The organism is Flavobacterium sasangense DSM 21067 (assembly GCF_000686885.1).
GTDB classification, from domain to species: domain Bacteria; phylum Bacteroidota; class Bacteroidia; order Flavobacteriales; family Flavobacteriaceae; genus Flavobacterium; species Flavobacterium sasangense.
Window position 1 is genome coordinate 14,570 of record NZ_JMLU01000021.1, and the last position, 19,182, is coordinate 33,751.

Sequence of the window (19,182 nt, forward strand, 5' to 3'; positions counted from 1 at the left end):
GATATAAATTATTTGTTAAACTTGATTTTGTTCCCAACATTCATTTTTTGAGATTTTGCAAAAGCACCACACATATGGAATAACATTCTTGCTCCAACATTCCCATCCCAATCATCATCGCCTGGTGCTACTTCAACTAAATCAAATCCGATAATTTCTTTATTTGTTTCAGCTAAGCGACTGAACAAGTAAGCGGCTTGCTCAAATGAAAATCCTCCTGGAACTGGAGTTCCTGTATTTGGACAATACCAAGGATACATTCCATCAATATCAAAAGAAATACAAACTTTTTCTGGTAATGAAGCGATGATATGGTCGCATTGTTGTTGCCACGTTTTACCTTCGAAAGCTTCCTGTTTTAAATCCATATCAGTATGTACTAAAACTCTATCTTTTAAAGCTACTTCGACTTCTTGTTCACAAAAATCGCGAATTCCTACTTGTACAATTTTTGAAACTTGAGGAATTTGTAACGTATTGTACATAATAGAAGCGTGCGAATAGGTAAATCCTTCATAAGCAATACGTAAATCCATATGCGCATCTAAATGCAAGATTCCGAAGTTGTCATATTTGGTTGCTAAAGCTTGGTAATACCCTAGTGGTGTAGAATGATCTCCACCTAAAAGCACCACTTTTTTACCTTTGTTCATCCAACTTAGCGTTTGCTCGCGAACAGCTTCCACCATATCAGAACACGCATAATTGATTTCTTCTAAATCTTTCATTAATGAAGGATGATGGTCTAAAATCATTCCGCTTTCTAAAGCTTTGATGATTGGAGCCGCTTGTTTTTTGAACTTTTTAGATTTCTTTTTTAACTCTTTAGCGGGTTTATCTATATAAATTCCTAATTTCCATAATTCTGGAAATTCTTGATGATTCAAATCTACCTGAAAAGAAGCGTCTAAAACCGCATCTGGACCTTTAGAAGCTCCAGAACCATAACTCACTGTAACTTCCCAAGGCACTGGAATTACAATAATTTCACTTTGCTCTGCCGAAAATGGCAAACCAAAAATAGTAGCATCTGCCAACCCTGGTTGGGATGGATCAAAATTTTCTAAAATTTGTTCTTTAGTCATGATTTCATGTAATTCGGTTATACACTACAAAGATAATTCATTTTAACAAAAAAAGCCGAACAAGAATGTCCGGCTTTTACTATTTCTTTGAAATTTGTTATTGTTTTACAAATTTGTGAGATGCTTTTGAATTCATAAAATAAACGATGTAAACACCATTCGCTAAATTTGAAATATCAATTGTTGATTCATTTGTAATTAGATTTTTACCTATCACTTTCTGTCCTAACATATTATATACTTCAATTTCTTCATTTTCGAAATTATCTCCTTTGATAGTAATAGTTGTTGATGCTGGATTTGGATAAATACTGAATGTGTTTTTCACTACATCCTCAACACCTAAACTTGCTTGAACCACTAAGTTAAAATTACAATTTACAGAAGTTCCGCTTGTCGCCGTCATTGTAATAACGTGAGTTCCAACCGTAACAACAGTTCCTGCTGCAGGACTTTGAGTTACCACAGCATCGCAATTTGAATTAATTGCATTCGCCAAACTTGCAAAACTTGGAACCGTATAATTTCCTAAACCATCTGCAGTTACTGTTTGAGTCCCTGGGCAATTGATTCTTAAAGCAATTGCTGGCATTACATAACCTGCTGCTGTATATTTTTCAGTCATTACTTTAATATCTGCACAACTGTAATTCATATCAATAGCAGCTTGTCTTACAGCAATTGCAGCATTTTGTTGATTTGTTGAACTGTTCGTTAAAGCTAATCCTTCTAAGAAAGCTTTATCTGTTTTTGTTCTTCCTAAAACATCCCAAATTTTCATATTAACAGTTGACCAAATTTGACCATCTGTATGTATCTGTCCAACTAAACCACCAGGGTATAAAGCTGCATAATTAGTAGTTCTACCTCCCCAACACGCATTATGTCCATCCCAGTTAAACATCCAATGATAAGCTGCATCAGCAGAAGTCCATTGCCCTGACAAGGCTCTACTATTAGATTGTGCCCAATAATCTCCACTTCCTTCACTTAGCCCGTTTACTTGAGATAAAGAACCACCTGTTAACCAATCGTGTAATCCATGTCCAAGTTCATGCCAAATAACGTCACCATCTTCAGCATCATCTACACATCCTTCACCAAAAACCAATTCCCCATTTGTATAATGCGAATTATCAGCTCCATTCTCTCCAGAAGGATCAAACCACAAAACACCAGTATGAGTGCCATTTACATTTTGCAAACAATTAACCCCTAATGTTTCATTGATATATCGTAAATTATTATCGGTGTGATAAAAGACATTTGCTGCTTCAAAACCATCAGCATTTCTAGTAAATGAAAAATTCGCATTTGCTTGAGTGAACAATCCTTTATTAGGATTTTCTAAATTTTTAATTTCAACATAAGAACTTTTTAATTTATAAGTTCCTGCTGTATTATCTACTTCTGGTAAATTCACCAAAACTCTTTGTGCATTTAACTCTGCAGTATCAGTATCACCAGAACCACCTCCGTCAGAGTAATTTCCACCATAAGCCACTCTTGCAGAAGACAAAGGATCTGATAAAAATACCATAGCGGTACCAGGTTGAAATGCTAAAGTTGAAGTAGCTTCTTTTGGCATAAAATATTTTGCAGCTCCAGAAGTATTAGTAGCATTATGATGATTTGAAGTACATTCTGCTCCACAATAAATAGCAATATCTTTTACACTTAAAATGGTTCCATTTATAGCATCCATAATAACTTCCCATGATCCTGACTTTTCTTCAAAGCTAGTTACTGTTCTGTAAACTAATTTTGTATTCTCTAATTTATTATAAACAAACAATTTAGATTCCTGAAAAGTCACCATTCCTGAAACCCCAATTTCTTTATCGGAAATTTCAATTGCACGTTCTTTGGAAATTTGAGGTGTCGTATTAATTTGAACTACCTCTTTTATAATGTTGTGATCTGCATAAGAAACTTGATCATTAAGATCGAAATGCACCACAATTTCCGTATCAAAAACAGGAATGTTATTCACCATTTGTTGAAAACGCAATGTTTCACCCGATATACTTTTACGAACAAAACGTAAATTAATATCGGAATCCGAGTTGATTTTTAATTCTTTTAAATTGGATTTAATCCATTGTCTTGCAACAGCTTCTTTTTCAGAAACTTGCGCAACCAACAACTGTAGGGTTCCAATCAGACAGAACGCCAAAGCAAGTAATGTTTTCTTCATTTTTTATGAGTTTGATTTTAAGGTTGTTACAAATAAACCGAAAAAATATAACAAAACACAAAAAAATGTTAAAAAAATTACTCTTTATTTAAAATCAATTGTTTTAAGATTTGACCAAATTCATACATTTCTTCAAAAGAACAATAAAATGGTGCTGGTGCTAAACGAATTACGTTTGGCTCTCTCCAATCGGTGATTACGCCGTTTTTCATTAATCTATCAAATAACTCTCTTCCTTGTCCGTGAAGGTAAACTGATAATTGACAACCGCGTTCTTCTTGATTTGATGGTGTTAAAATTTCGAAATCAGCTCCCTCTAATTCTTTGTCGATTTCGTGAAGAATAAATTCTAAATAAGATGTAATTAAATTTCGCTTTGTGATTAGTTTATCCATCCCAACTTCAGCAAACATTTCTACAGATGCTAAATATGGAGCTAATGATAAAATTGGAAGATTACTAATTTGCCAACCATCTGCTCCATGAACAGGGTCAAAATCGGGTTCCATTTTAAAACGACGCTCTTTATTGTGTCCGTACCAACCTGCAAAACGTTTTAATTCTTTATCGTTATGATGTTTTTCATGCACAAAGAATCCAGATGCATTTCCTGGTCCTGAATTCATATATTTATAACTACACCAAGCAGCGAAATCTACATTCCAATCGTGCAAATCTAATTTGATATTTCCAGCAGCGTGCGCTAAATCCCAACCCACATAAGCACCGTATTTTTGACCCGCTGCCGTAATGGTTTTCATATCAAACACTTGTCCTGTATAATAATTAACTCCACCAATTAAGACTAGAGCTAATTCACTACCAACTTCGTCAATTTTAGCCAAAACATCTTCTAAACGAATATTTGCCTCTCCTTCTCTTCGTTTGATTTCAACGATAGCATCCTTTGGGTCATAACCGTGAAATTTTACCTGACTTTGGAACATGTATTGGTCGCTTGGAAACGCTTTTTCCTCACAAATAATTTTATATTTCTGTGGTGTTGGATTATAAAAAGACACCATTAATAAGTGAAGATTTACTGTTAACGTATTCATTACCCCTACTTCAGCTGGCTTAGCCCCAACAATATCACTCAATGGAACTGCAAAACGCTCCTGATAATCCCACCAAGGTTTATCAGAATAAAAATGACCTTCTACTGCCAAATTAGCCCAATCATTCATTACTTCGTCAACGTAAGTTTTGGTTCTTTTTGGTTGAAGTCCGAGAGAATTTCCTGTAAAATAAATTACTTGTTTTCCGTTTACGTGTGGAAAATGAAATTCATCTCTGTATTTTCTCAATTCGTCTTGAGCATCTAAACTTTGTGCGAATTCGCGCGTATTTTGAAAAGTCATTAGGTAGTTTTGTTTGAAGGGTAAAATTAGGTAAAAGTTTCAAAGCAACAAAAAGCGAAACCAGTTAAAATAAAAAATCCCAACCTTTCGATTGAGATTTTTAAAAATTATATGATTAACATCGCGTCTCCGTATGAGTAAAAACGATATTTTTCTTTAATTGCTTCTTCGTAAGCTTTTTTCATTAAATCGTGACCACAAAAAGCAGAAATCATCATTAATAAAGTTGATTTTGGTGTGTGGAAATTAGTAATCATACAATCTGCAATACTAAAATCGTATGGAGGATAAATAAATTTATTTGTCCAACCTGTGTAAGGATTTAACGTTCTTTGAGAAGAAACCGAACTTTCCATGGCTCTCATCGAAGTTGTTCCTACACAACATACTTTTTTCTTTTTGGCTTTTGCATTATTAACGATATCACAAGCTTCTTGCGTAATAATCATTTCTTCCGAATCCATTTTGTGTTTCGATAAATCTTCTACTTCAACTGGATTAAAAGTTCCTAAACCTACGTGTAATGTTACTTCTGCAAAATCAACACCTTTGATTTCTAAACGTTTTAATAAATGTTTAGAAAAGTGTAGACCAGCAGTTGGAGCTGCAACAGCACCTTCTTCTTTTGCATAAATAGTCTGGTAACGCTCCGCATCTTCTGGAGTTACTTCACGATTGATGTATTTAGGAATTGGAGTTTCACCAAGTTCTACTAATTTTTCTCTGAATTCTTCGTAAGAACCATCGTATAAAAAACGTAATGTTCTACCACGAGATGTAGTATTATCAATCACTTCAGCCACTAACGAATCGTCATCACCAAAGTATAATTTATTTCCGATACGAATTTTACGCGCTGGATCTACTAAAACATCCCACAAACGTTGCTCTGCATTTAATTCTCTTAATAAGAAAACTTCAATACGAGCACCAGTTTTTTCTTTATTTCCATACAAACGTGCTGGAAAAACTTTGGTATTATTCAAAACCATTACATCTCCGTCATCAAAATAGTCAATAACGTCTTTGAATAATTTGTGCTCGATAGTATTTGTTTTTCTGTTAACCACCATTAAGCGAGATTCATCTCTGTTTTCGGTAGGAAATTCAGCTAATAATTCTTCTGGTAAATTGAAATTGAAATGAGATAATTTCATTTAAAAATATTTAAGAGTTTAAAAGTTTATGTGTTTCTTAGTTTTCTAACTCAAAACACTAAAATTCAGTTGGCAAATATACGATTATGAAATAGGCGTTGTCAAGTAAAATGCGGTTTATTTTACAAAACCCTTGTTTTACTTGACAACGCCCAAATTTTAAAACCTAAAAACTAACTATTTAATTGAGATTTTCTTAGTTGCGATATTGTTATCGATGTCTTGAATTCTTACCAAATACATTCCAGAAGCTAAATCGGAAACATTGATTTGCTTTTGATTAGATGAAATCACTTTTTGACCTTGAATGTTGTAAATTTCTACAGATTGAATATCGTTTTCGCTTTCAATGTTTAAAATATCGCGAACTGGATTTGGATACAAAGAAACTTCTAAATTGTTTTGGTTAAAATCTGAAGATGACAATACGTTGTAATTATACAAATTTGAAATTTCTGTTGGAGATAATTCGTAATTGTAAATTTTTAAATCGTCTACAGTTCCTTCAAATGAGCCTGAAGACAAATTAAACGTTGTGTTATTTGCGGTATTCCATGCAGACTTAACTGCACTTGTAATTAATACACCATCAAGATATATTGATGCTACATCAGTTACACTATTAAAAGTTACCACTAAATGTTTCCATGTATTTAATAGAATACTTGTAGCACTAGTTAAATCATTAGCCCATGCATAATTATTAATTTGACTAGAAGTTAACGAAAAACCATAATATTGATTAGCTGATTGAGTCCCATAACCAAATAAATAATTATCACCCCAATAAGATTGCATTTTTAACCAAATAGAAATAGAACGAGAGGAATTTCCAACAGGTAAATTTTCTAAATTTACAGTTGCACCTGTATTTGTAAACCTTAAAGCATTATTTGGATTTCCATTTCTGTCTAAAGTAAAAACACCTGCTGTCGTAAAATTTTTGTTTCCTGTTATATCAAAGTAGCTATTGTCAAAATTAAATTGATACACTAGAGAATTGCCCATTAAAGCATTATTAGCATATAAACTTGAAATTTGGCTATCATTTAATGCATAATTATAAATCTTTAAATCATCTATCGCCCCAACAAAATTTAATTCACCACCTACTCCAACACCAAGTTTAAATAAATCATTATTATTCAAAGTATTCCAAGATTTTGCTTGAGAACTTAAAAGTACTCCGTTTTTGTATATTTTAGCTGTAGTACCATCATAAACATAAGCAAAATGATACCATGTAGAAGCATTACTGCTACTGCTTGCACTTAAATTATTAGCATAGCCAAAATAATCAACTGTAGTTGAATTGAAAGACCCTCCTATTGCATTATTCATACTACCTTGCCCATATGAAAAAGTCATATTGTAAGGTGTTTGAATCATGTTCAATTTAGCCCAAAATGAAATTGTTCTTGCTGAATTTCCATAAGGTAAACCTGGAATGGTTGCAGAAACTCCAGAATTGCTGGTAATATTTAATGCTCGGTTTGCATTTCCATTTCTATCTGTTGTAAAAGACGTATAAACTGTTGGTATAAAAGGATTAGAACCCGCTGTATTTACATAAGTTCCGTCGAAATTATATTCTGTAGAAGAGTTTGCAGAAATCGCTTGAGTTGCTTGAAGATTATCAATATAAACAACTCCACCACTCACAATAAAATTTATTTGTGCTCTAAAACGAATTGGAGTACCAGCTGGTACAACACCTGCAGCCAAAGTTGCAGATAGAGTTTGACAATTTGTAGAAAAAACATCACTTGTATTTACTTGAGTCCAAGTATTTGTATTGTTAACTTCATAGTATAGCCTTGCAATTAAATAACCAGTACTTGAACTTTGTGCTTTATAACCATAAGAAAATGTGATTGCATTTCCATTCGAAATGTAACTTGTTGTTTGAAGATTAGCATTACTACCACTTGTAAATAAAGAAGCAGTCAATGATTGGGAACCAGAACAACTAGCTGCAGTTGTTACCGAATAATTAGAATTACTCCAACCGGCTGGCAAACCTGATTCAAAACTTTCATTTAAAGTAATTTGCGAAAAAGTAAAGGCACAAGTTAAAAAGAATAAAAAAGAAAATAATTTTGTTTTCATAAATATCGATTTAGAATTTCGATGTAAAATTATTTTTATCAAGTCGTTAATTTTTAACGAGTTTACCAAATACTATTTTCAGTTAACGAAAAAAGGACAGAAACAGATTTCGTTAATTAAAAAGCAGGTTTCACAAACTGAACTATTTCAAACACCTTAATAATTGTTTATATTTGTTAACAAATCGCTCTAATTGAAACTATTTCAAGTCATATTATTTTATTTTCTCACCCAAATAGTATTTGGACAAAACCCTTATTATTATAATATCGATCGAACAAACGGTTTACCATCTAATAGTGTTTATGATATTTTTCAAGACAGTAAAGGTTTTATGTGGTTTGCAACTGGCAAAGGGTTATGTCGTTATGATGGTAATGTTTTTAAAACTTATACATCAGATAGCCAAACCTCAAAATCAGGCTCATGCATTAGGGAAGATAGTTTTGGAAGAATTTGGTATTGCAATTTTGATGGTTATTTATATTATGTTGAAAATGGTGAATTAAAAAGTTTATCTCAAAAAGAATCTAGAGGATATATCAAATACAGCATTATTAAGAACAAACTATTTTTAATGCAACTCAACGGAGTAATAGTTTATGATTTAAAAAGTTTAAAACCTATTTATTTCTATCCTTTAACGGATATAAACATTCGCTCAACATATTCCGTTGGATCAAAATTTTATATCGTTGGTGAATACATTTATGAAATTGATTATCCTAAAAAAATAAAAAAACGTGAGCTTTCGGATGATTTTAAAAAAAATCTAGAAGTTCCTATTGTTCAAGTAATAAAAGACGAACTTTTCATCGTTTCAAAATATTCAAATTATTATTACACTTATAAAGAAAATAAACTTACAAGAAAAGAATTTAGTAACTCATTTGATTTTATACAAAACGTTGCTTTAACAGATAATGCGCCATGGCTTTGCACCCCAAATGGGATAATTAAATATGAAAACAACAAAGCAACGTATTACTTTTCTGAATACAACGTGTCTTATATCTTTAAAGATAAACAACAAAACTATTGGATTTCTACGTTAAATAACGGATTGCTTTTTATTCAAGATTTCAAAAACAATTTCATTCCACTAGATCCAAAACCTACTATTTTTTCTCCTTATAACAATCAACTCTTAATAGGAACAGAAAACGATTTAATATATGGTCTTCAATTAAATGATTTATCAATAAAAACGGTTTACAAAAACAATAGCAACCACCCTATTAACCAAATTATTGGAAACGAAAAAAGTCAAAACATCTACTTTACCTCATCAAAATTTAAAATCTTAGACCAAAAAAACACAATTACAAAAGAGTGGTCAACAGCTGTAAAAGATATAAAAAAAATCGACGACACTTATTACGCTGTTGCTGCAAGTGGTGTTTGTGGGTTATTTAAAGTGGGGAACCAAAAAAGTAAATGGGATAATATTTTTAAAAAATATTACAATGTTCCAAACGGATTTAACGAAAGTTCAATTTTTAGGTTAAATGGGAAATCAACTGCGTTTAACTCTGAAAATAATTGCATTTATTATGCTACCAACATGGGATTGAAATTCGTTAATTTAAACGACGTTAATGAATTAAAATTTCAAAATAAACCGCTATTCATTACCAATTTACAATCTTACAAAAATGTAGTTTATGCTTTATCCACAAGCGAAGAATTATATAAAATTGATGTTAATAACAAGGTAACTAAAGTTTCTATTTTTGAAGAACATTTAAAAGAACGTTTTACCAAGTTTAAAATTCAAGAGAACTCCATTTTTATTTTTACCACAAACGGTATAATTGAATACAATTTAATTAAAAACTACTATCGTAAAATTTTACCTTTAACCAGCGATCTAGAAGTTACCGACGTTGCTGTAATTGGGAATAAAATTTATTTTGCTACCTCAAAAGGGATTATTGTAAAAAATAAATTCAAGAACAAAGAATTTGCCAAACCTGAATTAATCATCAACGAAATAAAAGTTAATGGTACTCTACAAAAAGAGAATAACTTAAATGAATTAGAATACAATCAAAACAATATTACAGTTAATTTTTCTGTACTCTCTTTTAATCCAAATGAAAAAAATAGTGTTTTATACAAAATAAACAATGGGAACTGGAATCGCTTGGATATTGATAACAAGAATCTGATTTTATCTTCTATTTCTCCTGGAGATTATAACGTATATTTAAAAATAGATGCTAATTATGAAACGCCTATTCAACAAATCCATTTTAAAATCAATAATCCCTTTTGGTTAAATCCTTTTTTCTTAATTTATTTAGGACTGATTATCATTGCTTTAGCTTATACTTTTTACAAATATCAAATTCAAAAAATCGAAAAGAAAAACCAACTTTTATTAGATAAAGTCAATTTAGAAAAGAATTTAAATCAATCGAAGCTCAAAGCGATTAAATCCCAAATGAATCCGCATTTCTTTTACAATGCTTTAAATACAATTCAATCTTTTATTTTGTCGAACGATAAAAAACAAGCGGTTTCCTATTTATCAAAATTCTCTACACTAACGCGAACCATTTTAGAGATGAGTGAAAAGGAAAACATAACACTTTCGGAAGAAATTAAAACTTTAGGATTGTATTTAGACATTGAAAAAGCTCGTTTTGATGAAGATTTTAGTTACGAAATCAATATTGGTTATGGTATTGACATTGAAAACATTAAAATTCCATCAATGCTGTTACAACCTTATGTTGAAAACGCGGTAAAACATGGTTTGCTGCACAAAAAAGGAGAGAAAAAAGTAACTATAGATTTCGAAAGAATTTTTGATTCTTTAAAAATAACTATTGATGATAATGGAATTGGACGACAAAAAAGCGCCGAACTAAAAGCTATTAAAAACAAAGATCATTTATCATTTGCTACCGAAGCCATGCAGAATCGTATCGAATTACTCAATCAATATAAACAGCAAAATATTACCATTAATTTTGAAGACAAAATAAACAAAAATGGTCAATCTTCCGGAACAAAAGTTATTATAGAAATTCCAATTACCTACTAAAATGAAAGCCATTATTATAGACGACGAAAAGAGAGCACGAATTTCGCTTGCCTTACTTTTACAAGAATATTGTCCAGAAGTTACCGTAGTAGCCGAATGTGAAAACTTACCAGAAGGCATAAAAGCCATCAGAAAGCAACAACCTGATATTGTTTTATTAGACATTGAAATGCCAGGTCATAGCGGCTTGGAGTTATTGGACTTTTTTGATGAAAACGAAATTAATTTCTCCATTATTTTTACTACTGCTTATAATGAATATGCCTTAAAAGCATTCAAATTTTCGGCAGTCGATTACTTATTGAAACCAATCATTCCAGAAGAATTAGCAGAAGCCATTCAACGTGTTGCCAAACAAAAACAACGTTTTGAAAATTTTATAACCTTTAAAGAAAACTTACAACAAGAAAGCTTAACTAAAATAGCGGTTCCTTCTGGGAATACATTGTTATTTTTAGACACCAATAAAATCATCTACATCAAAGGTGAAGGAGCTTATTCAGAAGTTTTTTGTAGCGATGGTAGCAGACAATTAGTGAGTCGAAACTTAAAGAACTTCGAAGATATATTATGTTCTGATTCTCGCTTTTTACGAATTCATAAATCGTATATCGTGAACTTCAACTTTGTAACGGCTTTCAACAAATCAGATGGCGGAAGTATTGAATTGGAAAATAAAACACAAATTCCTGTTTCACCTGATAAATCGCAAACTATTTTAGATCAAATTCAGATAATAAAACGTTAGTTTATTTCAGAGTTTTCAATTCCAACTAGCTTCAAATCTTTCCAAAAATCTGGATAGGATTTAGAAACTACTTCTGCTTGATTAATTATAATTGGAACTTTCAAAGCTAAAGGAGCAAAAGCCATAGCCATTCTGTGGTCTTGATAAGTTGAGATTGAAATATTTTTCTTAATTTCAGAAGAAGATTTCAAATGTAAAGAATCATTAGTTACTGAAATTTCAGCTCCTAATTTTGTTAGTTCTATTTTTAAAGCTTCTAATCGGTCGGTTTCTTTGATTTTTAGCGTATGCAATCCCGTTAAATTACAAGCTATTCCTAATCCAAAGCAAGTAACTGCTATGGTTTGAGCAATATCAGGACAATTATTTAATTGGTAATTGACAATTGACAATTGACAATTTTTTGTTTTAGAAATCGTAATTGAATTATCACTATTAAAAGTAGTTTCAACACCAAAATCCTTGTAAATATCAATCAAAGCACTATCGCCTTGCAAACTATCCTTTTTATAACTTGAAAGTGTGACTTGAAAACCTATTTCAGATAATGCAACAATGGAATACCAGTAGGATGCTGAACTCCAATCTGACTCAATTGTAAATTGAGATGCTGAAACGAGTTCAGCATGACAAACTGTGATTTTATTTCCAACAAATGTAGTCATCACTCCAATTTCATTCAATAACGCTAAGGTCATTTTAATATAAGGAACTGAAGTAATTTCTCCTTCAAGTGTTAACACTAGACCATTTTCTAATTTAGGCGCAATTAACAACAAGGCTGAAATATACTGGCTACTCACATTGGCTGGAAGCGAAACTTTATTCTTTGTTATTTTTTTTCCTTTAATACGGATTGGCGGGAAACCTTCATTTTCTTCATAAGTAATTTCGGCTCCTAATTCATTTAAAGCGTCAACTAAAATTTTTATCGGACGCTCTTTCATTCTTGACGAACCTGTTAAAACCACTTCTTTTCCTTCTTGAATAGAAAAATAAGCGGTAAGAAATCGCATAGCTGTTCCTGCGTGGTGAACGTCTATGAGTTGTGAGTTGTGAGTTGTGAGTTGTGAATTTAAGGCTCTAGACATCACTTCCGAATCATCTGAATTGGAAGTGTTTTCCAATATTAAATTTGGATACAAAGCTTGCAATAACAACAGTCTGTTAGTCTCTGATTTACTACCAGTGATTTTCACTTTTGCCTTTTGCCTTTTGCCTTTTGCCTTTTCTAAGAATAAATCCATTATTTCGTAACCATTTTTAATCCGACAATGGATAAAATTAATGTGCTAATAAAAAACACGCGCCAAAAAGTTGCAGGTTCTTTAAAAACAATAATTCCTACTAAAACACTTCCTACTGCGCCAATTCCAGTCCAAACGGCATAAGCAGTTCCAATTGGTAATTCTTTGGTTGCTCTAACTAATAATATCATACTGATGGAAAGACATACTAAAAAACCTCCGTACCAAAGTAAAGAAGTGTTTCCAGTTGATTCCTTTGCTTTTCCTAAACAGGTTGCAAAACCTACTTCGAATAATCCTGCTATTATTAGTAAAATCCAGTTCATGTTTTTATTAGGGTGAAAGGAAAAGGGTAAAATGTGAAAGGAAACTAAACATCAACAAGTGATTTTTTTACCTTAAACTCTTTACCATTACCTTATTTTAGTTTTTCGTTATTATGATGTCTATCGTGATCGCGTTTGGTTTTTAAATCCATTTTTTTATCAAAAGCGGCCTGTAAATCAACTCCGGTTTGATTCGCCAAACACAAAACTACAAAAACTACATCAGCAAGCTCTTCACCTAAGTCTTTGTTTTTATCTGATTCTTTTTCGGATTGTTCGCCATAACGACGAGCTATAATTCGGGCTACTTCACCTACTTCTTCAGTAAGTTGAGCCATATTAGTTAATTCATTGAAATAACGAACACCATGTTCTTTAATCCAATTATCTACTTCTTGTTGGGAATTTTTTAGGTTCATAAATTATTTTTTTAACAAAATTACTTTTTCATTTTGTTTTTGAATCATTCTATCAAAAAATTCTTTTAACATTACATAATCTTCCGCTGGAACAATGGACACATTTATTTCAAAATTTACAACAAGTTGAATTTGATTTGCACTTGAATTGATAATATAGCTAAAAACGCCATAATTATTATCCATTGATAAAGTGATTGTTTCTGGTAAAAAAGCAACTTCATAACCATCAGGAACAGCAATCGAAATTGAATATTTATCTTTAAATGGAAATGAAAAATCAATAGGATATTCTCTTTTCTCGACTAAGAATGGATTTTTATCAGCTTTAAAATGCATTAATGGCGAAAATAATATCTTGTTACCAATTTTTTCAATTTCATTCTTATTCACAAAAGCGTATTTTTCAATTACTGGTTCATTTAATGACTCTACATTTGTTACCTCGTAATCATTAATTTCTAATCCATCAAACTTTTTTTCAACATTTTCAACTATTGATTCTTTGTTTAATTTTCTATATTTATTTCTATAATTATAAGCATTATATGCAAAATATTGTTCTCTAGTTTGTCCAGAAATTTCTGATTCATTTTCTATTTTAGCTAATACCGTTACAACATCATTTGATATAAACTGTGGCATTAAATCTAACATCTCTGAATAACCATCGTTCTTCACTAATCTTCCATTCCAATTCAAATCTCTTAAAGGCAAGATATTAATCATTGCATTTTTATCTGTTGCGTCTAAAAAGTAACTTTTTTCATTATTGTTAACTCTGACGATTACATAATTAAAGGCTGTTCTACTAGGGAAAAGTGGAATACCATTAGATCTCGTACTTATCAAAACTGGATCAGCATCAACATTGGCATATTTTAGCATTGCTACTAACATTAAGTTAATATCTGCAACATTTCCAGTTTTGTTTTGATAAGCTTTTTTAACTCCTTCATCGCAGTTATATCCATACAGCCCATTCCAATTCATTCTTGTTTTTACGAATTCGAAAATTTTATTGACTTTATCTTGATCATTTATAAATCCTTTTATATCGTTTTCAAAATAATTTGTAATATTTAATTGTTCTCCGAAATTATCGTTTTTATAAATATTTTTAACCACATCTTCCCAAGTTAATGAAAAAGATTCAAACATGCTATTTGGCATTTTCTTTCCTGACAATTCATGTTGCAATCCCGCAGTATAATTTTCTATGTTATTTACAAAAGACTCATCATTTAATGCTTTTAAATTTTCTAATGTATAAACTACTTTTTCTACAGTATAATTAATACTTTCATTAGTTCTCTCATATTTTATTGCTGCCCCACTTCTTACCAAGTCTTTATTAGTAATTGAAATCGTTTTTCCTTCTTTTGATTTACTTTCAACAGGAATTAAACTTCCTTTTCTGTATACATTATAGGTAAAATATTCTGGAATATTAGTTTCATATTGAGAAAACTTCACTGGAATCGATTTTTGAAACTTCCACTCTGGGAATACAGAATAGTAAGGAGACTTTATTTCATATTTATATTCAATAATTGAACCCTCTCTTACATTTGGCATGGTAATCTTTTTCACAGACCAAAATTTATTTACATTTTCAATAAATTCATTTTCGCCTTTCAACTTAGTTTTTTCAACTTTATCACCAACTAAATTATAAGTAAAAGCTTTTGAAAAATCAACACTCTCCTTTTCATTCCCACCTACATAGAACTGTATCGCTTCATTTGCAAATTCATAACCTTCCTTTGTGTATATCTTTATTTTAACTTCAACTTCTGTAACAAGATAAAATCCTTCTTCCTGAGAATATTGAAAAGTAGTTTTTCCTGTTTGAAATAAAATAGCCGCAGGAGCAAGACTATCAATTGGATGATATTTTTCTTTCAATTCTTCGATTGTTACTTTACCTAATTCTCTTTTTTGAGAAAATAATAAGTTCGTAGTTAAAAATAAAACTACTAAAAGAGGATACTTCATCATGATTATTAATTTAAGCTTTTTTTAAAATAATTTTTGAATTGTCAGATTTTGCTATTTGTTCCATGAATTTTCTATAATTTTCGTACTCTGACTTATCATAAACACCATTGTTTAATATAAATTCTCTTTTAAGAACAAAATTTTCATTTTCTTTATCTAACATGAGTTTATACTTCCCGAACGTACTTTCAATTATTACATTATCAAATTTCCCATCAATTACATAACCATTAGGAAAATTAATTTGTGTTATATCATTATCATGAAAACCTCTCGAAACTTCAAAAGAATTTTTTCTCTCTTTATATCTTTGAGGGATATTTACATATCTATTAAACACATTAAGTGGCACAATCATTAAATCATTACTAATTGTTGCATAAGACTGTGCCATCATCTCAACATCTTCAGTAAATTCGATTTTTTCTTTATCATTCAATTGATTGATTTTCTTTATTTTTAAATTTTTAATCCAAGAAAATCTATTTTTATAATACGATTCTTTATCCTCATTTGATTTTTTCTCTATTGGATAAACAACATCATATTGAATTCCCGAAGACTTAATTTGTATAAATCCAGATAAATTGCCAGTTGCATCAATAGTATATGTTCCAGAAATAATTTGTTTATTTTTAGAATCATTATAATTGGTGGTCTTTACAATTTCACCTCCTTCGGGCTTTACAATTAATGCATAACGATCATCTGTGAAATTTCCATTAAATCCAAATGGACTTGTTTGACTTGTACACTCTAAAAATATATAACCTGTTGCTACTGGTAAAGCTAAAATTATATGATTTCCCTGCATTGAAACGAAATCAGTCTCAAAACTTATCTTTTCTTCCCCTCCATATACAACAGTATAATAGGAATTTACACCAACCGTTTTTAATAAAACGCGAGTGTAATTTGTTAGAGCTTTGCAATCCCCGTAACCCAATCTATCTACATCTGATACCAACATAGGTTTCCACCCTCCAATTCCGACTTGAATGCTAACATATCGCGTTTTATTTTGAACATATTCATATATTCTTTTCGCTTTTTCAATTGGCGAATCAGCGTCTTTAACCAACTCTCTTATAGCATTTTGAGTTTGAATAGAAACTTCTTCGTTATCAGATAATAAACTTTTGTATCTCCATTTTCCAAATTCCTCCCATGTTGTTGCATTTCCTTCAACTCCTTCTAAACTAAAAAAATCTAGTCCGAATAGAACCGAAGGATAAATATTTTTAAAAGATGGTGATAATTCTTCTCGTTTTTGCGCAACAATATTAACTGCTCGATAAGTAATTTGATTCAAATCTTGTTGTTTAGAAATATTATAATTGTTGAAATTTTTCTCTTTATACTTAAATCCTAATCCAGACATATATTTTATAGTGATTGAAGAATTTTCAATACTTTCATAAAAATCATCAAGAGGAAGCCATTTTGGTAAAAATGCAGTATTAGAAGTTTCTAATTCACTGGTATAAACAATTGTAAAAGGATATTCAATTGGTATATAGTCTAAAAATAGTTTTCTGTCATCGCTATAAACAGAAAAACCATCTGCTACACTTTGATCGATAAAGTCTTTTCTTTTAATTTTTTTTATTTCTTTCCCAAAAGAATTATAAATTATGGCTTCAATTGATTTTACACTGGTTGATTTGTCATAATACTCTATCGCATCAATATTTCCCAATCCTTTACTATTTAAAACTGTGACAACTTTATATTTCTTAATTGTCATGTTTTTTTTAGAAAAGATTTCAACATCAATCTTTTGATTACGAACAACACTATTAGCGTTTTCTGTCAACTCTTTTGGAATTAGTATCGTAGTAAAAATATTTTCTTGAGAAAAAATAGAAATTGATAATAAAAAAATAAATAGGAAAAATATTTTTTTCATTGTGTTTACTCTTTATTTTTTGTGTCAATAATTATAGTTACTGGTCCGTCATTAATCAAACTCACTTTCATATCGGCTCCAAATTGACCTGTTTGTATTTTTTTACCCAATTCAATTTCCATTTGTTGCACAAAAGATTCATAAAGAGGAATAGCAACTTCGGGTTTAGAGGCTTTGATATAACTAGGACGATTACCTTTTTTTGTGGCAGCATGTAATGTGAATTGCGAAACTACAATCATTTCGCCATTAATATCTTTTAGTGACAAATTCATTACTTCATTTTCGTCTCCAAAAATTCTAAGATTTGCTATTTTAGAGGCTAACCAATTGATATCTTCTTGATTATCTGCATCTTCAATGCCTACTAAAACTAATAAACCTTGTTGAATTTGAGCTACAATTTCTTTACTTATTGTAACTGATGACTCGGAAACTCGTTGAATTACTGCTTTCATTTTAATGTATAAACATCAAAAATATGAAAAATATCAGAAAAAATTTACGGAAATCCGTAAAAACAAATTATTTTCTGGTTTCGTCACTTGCCCTTCTTTCGGCATCGTAAATATCGGCGCGATATTGTTCTTCGTCGCCTTCTAAAATTTGGGTATAACTTTTATAGCGCGACCAAGAAATCTCGTCATTTTCCAATGCTTTTTTAATGGCGCAATGTGGTTCGTCTTTATGCAAACAATTATTGAATTTACATTGATCTTTCAAAGCAAAAAATTCAGGAAAATAATCACCAATTTCTTGTTTTTCCATGTCGACAATACCAAAACCACGAATTCCTGGTGTATCTATAATTTTGGCTCCGAAAGACAAATCGAACATTTCAGCAAACGTTGTGGTGTGCTTACCTTGTGCGTGCGATTCGGAAATTTGTTTGGTTTTTAAATTCAATCCTGGTTCTAAAGTGTTTACCAAAGTTGATTTTCCAACACCAGAATGCCCTGAAAACATCGAAACTCTGTCTTTCATTAACGCTTTTAGTTCATCAATTCCTTTACCATCTTTTGCAGAAACGCGTAAACATTTATAGCCTATTGAAGAATACACATGTTGTAAATATAATTGTTCGTCTAATGTAGGGTCATCAAACGTATCTATTTTATTGAAGACAATTACGGCTTCAATTCCATAAGCTTCGGCGGTAACTAAAAATCGGTCGATAAAACTGGTAGTTGTTGGCGGATTATTAATCGTAACCAATAAAAAAACCACATCAATATTAGCCGCAATAATGTGCATTTGATGCGATAAATTTACCGATTTTCTTACGATATAATTTTTTCTATCATGAATTGCCGTGATAACTCCGGTAGTTTCGTCAGTGGTATTTTCAATATCATAATCTACAACATCGCCCACCGCAATAGGATTGGTACTTTTGATGCCTTTCATTCTAAATTTACCTTTTATACGGCACTCTAAAAAAGCACCATTTTCTGTTTTAATGGTGTACCAGCTTCCAGTAGATTTATAAACGATTCCTGTCATTAAAAGGTAAAAATTAGAAGTTTGAAAAACCGATTCAACTTCGTTATATCTTGCAAAGATAATGTTTC

Annotated in this window: 14 protein-coding genes; 2 read left to right on the forward strand and 12 right to left on the reverse strand. The window is 31.0% G+C overall.

Going from position 1 to position 19,182, the window contains the following annotated elements:
* Positions 1-8: 8 nt before the first annotated feature.
* From BP92_RS0109700 to BP92_RS0109720, 5 genes are all read right to left on the reverse strand, one after another.
* Positions 9-1,085, reverse strand: a complete 1,077-nt coding sequence (locus tag BP92_RS0109700; RefSeq protein ID WP_150111910.1) for an agmatinase family protein — start codon at positions 1,083-1,085, stop codon at positions 9-11.
* 97 nt (positions 1,086-1,182) lie between these two features.
* Positions 1,183-3,282: a T9SS type A sorting domain-containing protein gene (locus tag BP92_RS16765; RefSeq protein WP_051604437.1), complete on the reverse strand. Its 2,100-nt coding sequence runs from the start codon at positions 3,280-3,282 to the stop codon at positions 1,183-1,185.
* A gap of 77 nt (positions 3,283-3,359) precedes the next feature.
* Positions 3,360-4,643, reverse strand: coding sequence for a kynureninase (gene kynU, locus BP92_RS0109710; protein ID WP_026725892.1), 1,284 nt, complete (start codon positions 4,641-4,643; stop codon positions 3,360-3,362).
* A gap of 107 nt (positions 4,644-4,750) precedes the next feature.
* Complete coding sequence (queA, locus tag BP92_RS0109715) at positions 4,751-5,800, reverse strand: tRNA preQ1(34) S-adenosylmethionine ribosyltransferase-isomerase QueA (protein WP_026725893.1); 1,050 nt, start codon at positions 5,798-5,800, stop codon at positions 4,751-4,753.
* Positions 5,801-5,977: 177 nt separating this feature from the next.
* Positions 5,978-7,909 (reverse strand): LamG-like jellyroll fold domain-containing protein, encoded by a 1,932-nt coding sequence (locus tag BP92_RS0109720; protein WP_026725894.1) that lies wholly within the window; start codon positions 7,907-7,909, stop codon positions 5,978-5,980.
* 193 nt (positions 7,910-8,102) lie between these two features.
* Between BP92_RS0109720 and BP92_RS0109725 the strand changes: the two genes are divergently transcribed.
* Together BP92_RS0109725 and BP92_RS0109730 are read left to right on the forward strand one after the other, a co-directional pair.
* Positions 8,103-10,961, forward strand: coding sequence for a sensor histidine kinase (locus BP92_RS0109725; protein ID WP_084329710.1), 2,859 nt, complete (start codon positions 8,103-8,105; stop codon positions 10,959-10,961).
* A 1-nt stretch (position 10,962) separates the two neighbouring features.
* Positions 10,963-11,709, forward strand: a complete 747-nt coding sequence (locus BP92_RS0109730; RefSeq protein WP_026725896.1) for a LytR/AlgR family response regulator transcription factor — start codon at positions 10,963-10,965, stop codon at positions 11,707-11,709.
* Here the strand turns inward: BP92_RS0109730 and aroA are convergent.
* From aroA to rsgA, 7 genes are all read right to left on the reverse strand, one after another.
* Positions 11,706-12,956, reverse strand: a complete 1,251-nt coding sequence (aroA, locus tag BP92_RS0109735) for a 3-phosphoshikimate 1-carboxyvinyltransferase (protein ID WP_026725897.1) — start codon at positions 12,954-12,956, stop codon at positions 11,706-11,708. The genes BP92_RS0109730 and aroA overlap by 4 nt on opposite strands.
* The gene (locus tag BP92_RS0109740) at positions 12,956-13,282 is read right to left on the reverse strand and encodes a DMT family transporter (protein WP_026725898.1); all 327 of its coding nucleotides are present in this window, start codon (positions 13,280-13,282) and stop codon (positions 12,956-12,958) included. The genes aroA and BP92_RS0109740 overlap by 1 nt, the downstream gene beginning before the upstream one ends.
* A 92-nt stretch (positions 13,283-13,374) precedes the next feature.
* Positions 13,375-13,701 carry a nucleotide pyrophosphohydrolase gene (locus BP92_RS0109745; protein WP_026725899.1) on the reverse strand — a complete coding sequence of 109 codons (327 nt, stop codon included), beginning with the start codon at positions 13,699-13,701 and terminating at the stop codon, positions 13,375-13,377.
* A 3-nt stretch (positions 13,702-13,704) separates the two neighbouring features.
* On the reverse strand, positions 13,705-15,702 hold the full coding sequence (locus BP92_RS0109750; RefSeq protein ID WP_026725900.1) for a DUF3857 domain-containing protein: 1,998 nt from the start codon (positions 15,700-15,702) through the stop codon (positions 13,705-13,707).
* Positions 15,703-15,712: 10 nt separating this feature from the next.
* Entirely contained in the window at positions 15,713-17,611 is a 1,899-nt protein-coding gene (locus tag BP92_RS0109755) for a DUF3857 domain-containing protein (protein WP_026725901.1), read from the reverse strand.
* Positions 17,612-17,616: 5 nt separating this feature from the next.
* Positions 17,617-18,069 (reverse strand): D-aminoacyl-tRNA deacylase, encoded by a 453-nt coding sequence (dtd, locus tag BP92_RS0109760; RefSeq protein ID WP_026725902.1) that lies wholly within the window; start codon positions 18,067-18,069, stop codon positions 17,617-17,619.
* A gap of 67 nt (positions 18,070-18,136) precedes the next feature.
* On the reverse strand, positions 18,137-19,114 hold the full coding sequence (gene rsgA, locus BP92_RS0109765) for a ribosome small subunit-dependent GTPase A (RefSeq protein ID WP_026725903.1): 978 nt from the start codon (positions 19,112-19,114) through the stop codon (positions 18,137-18,139).
* Between the last annotated feature and the right edge of the window lie 68 nt (positions 19,115-19,182).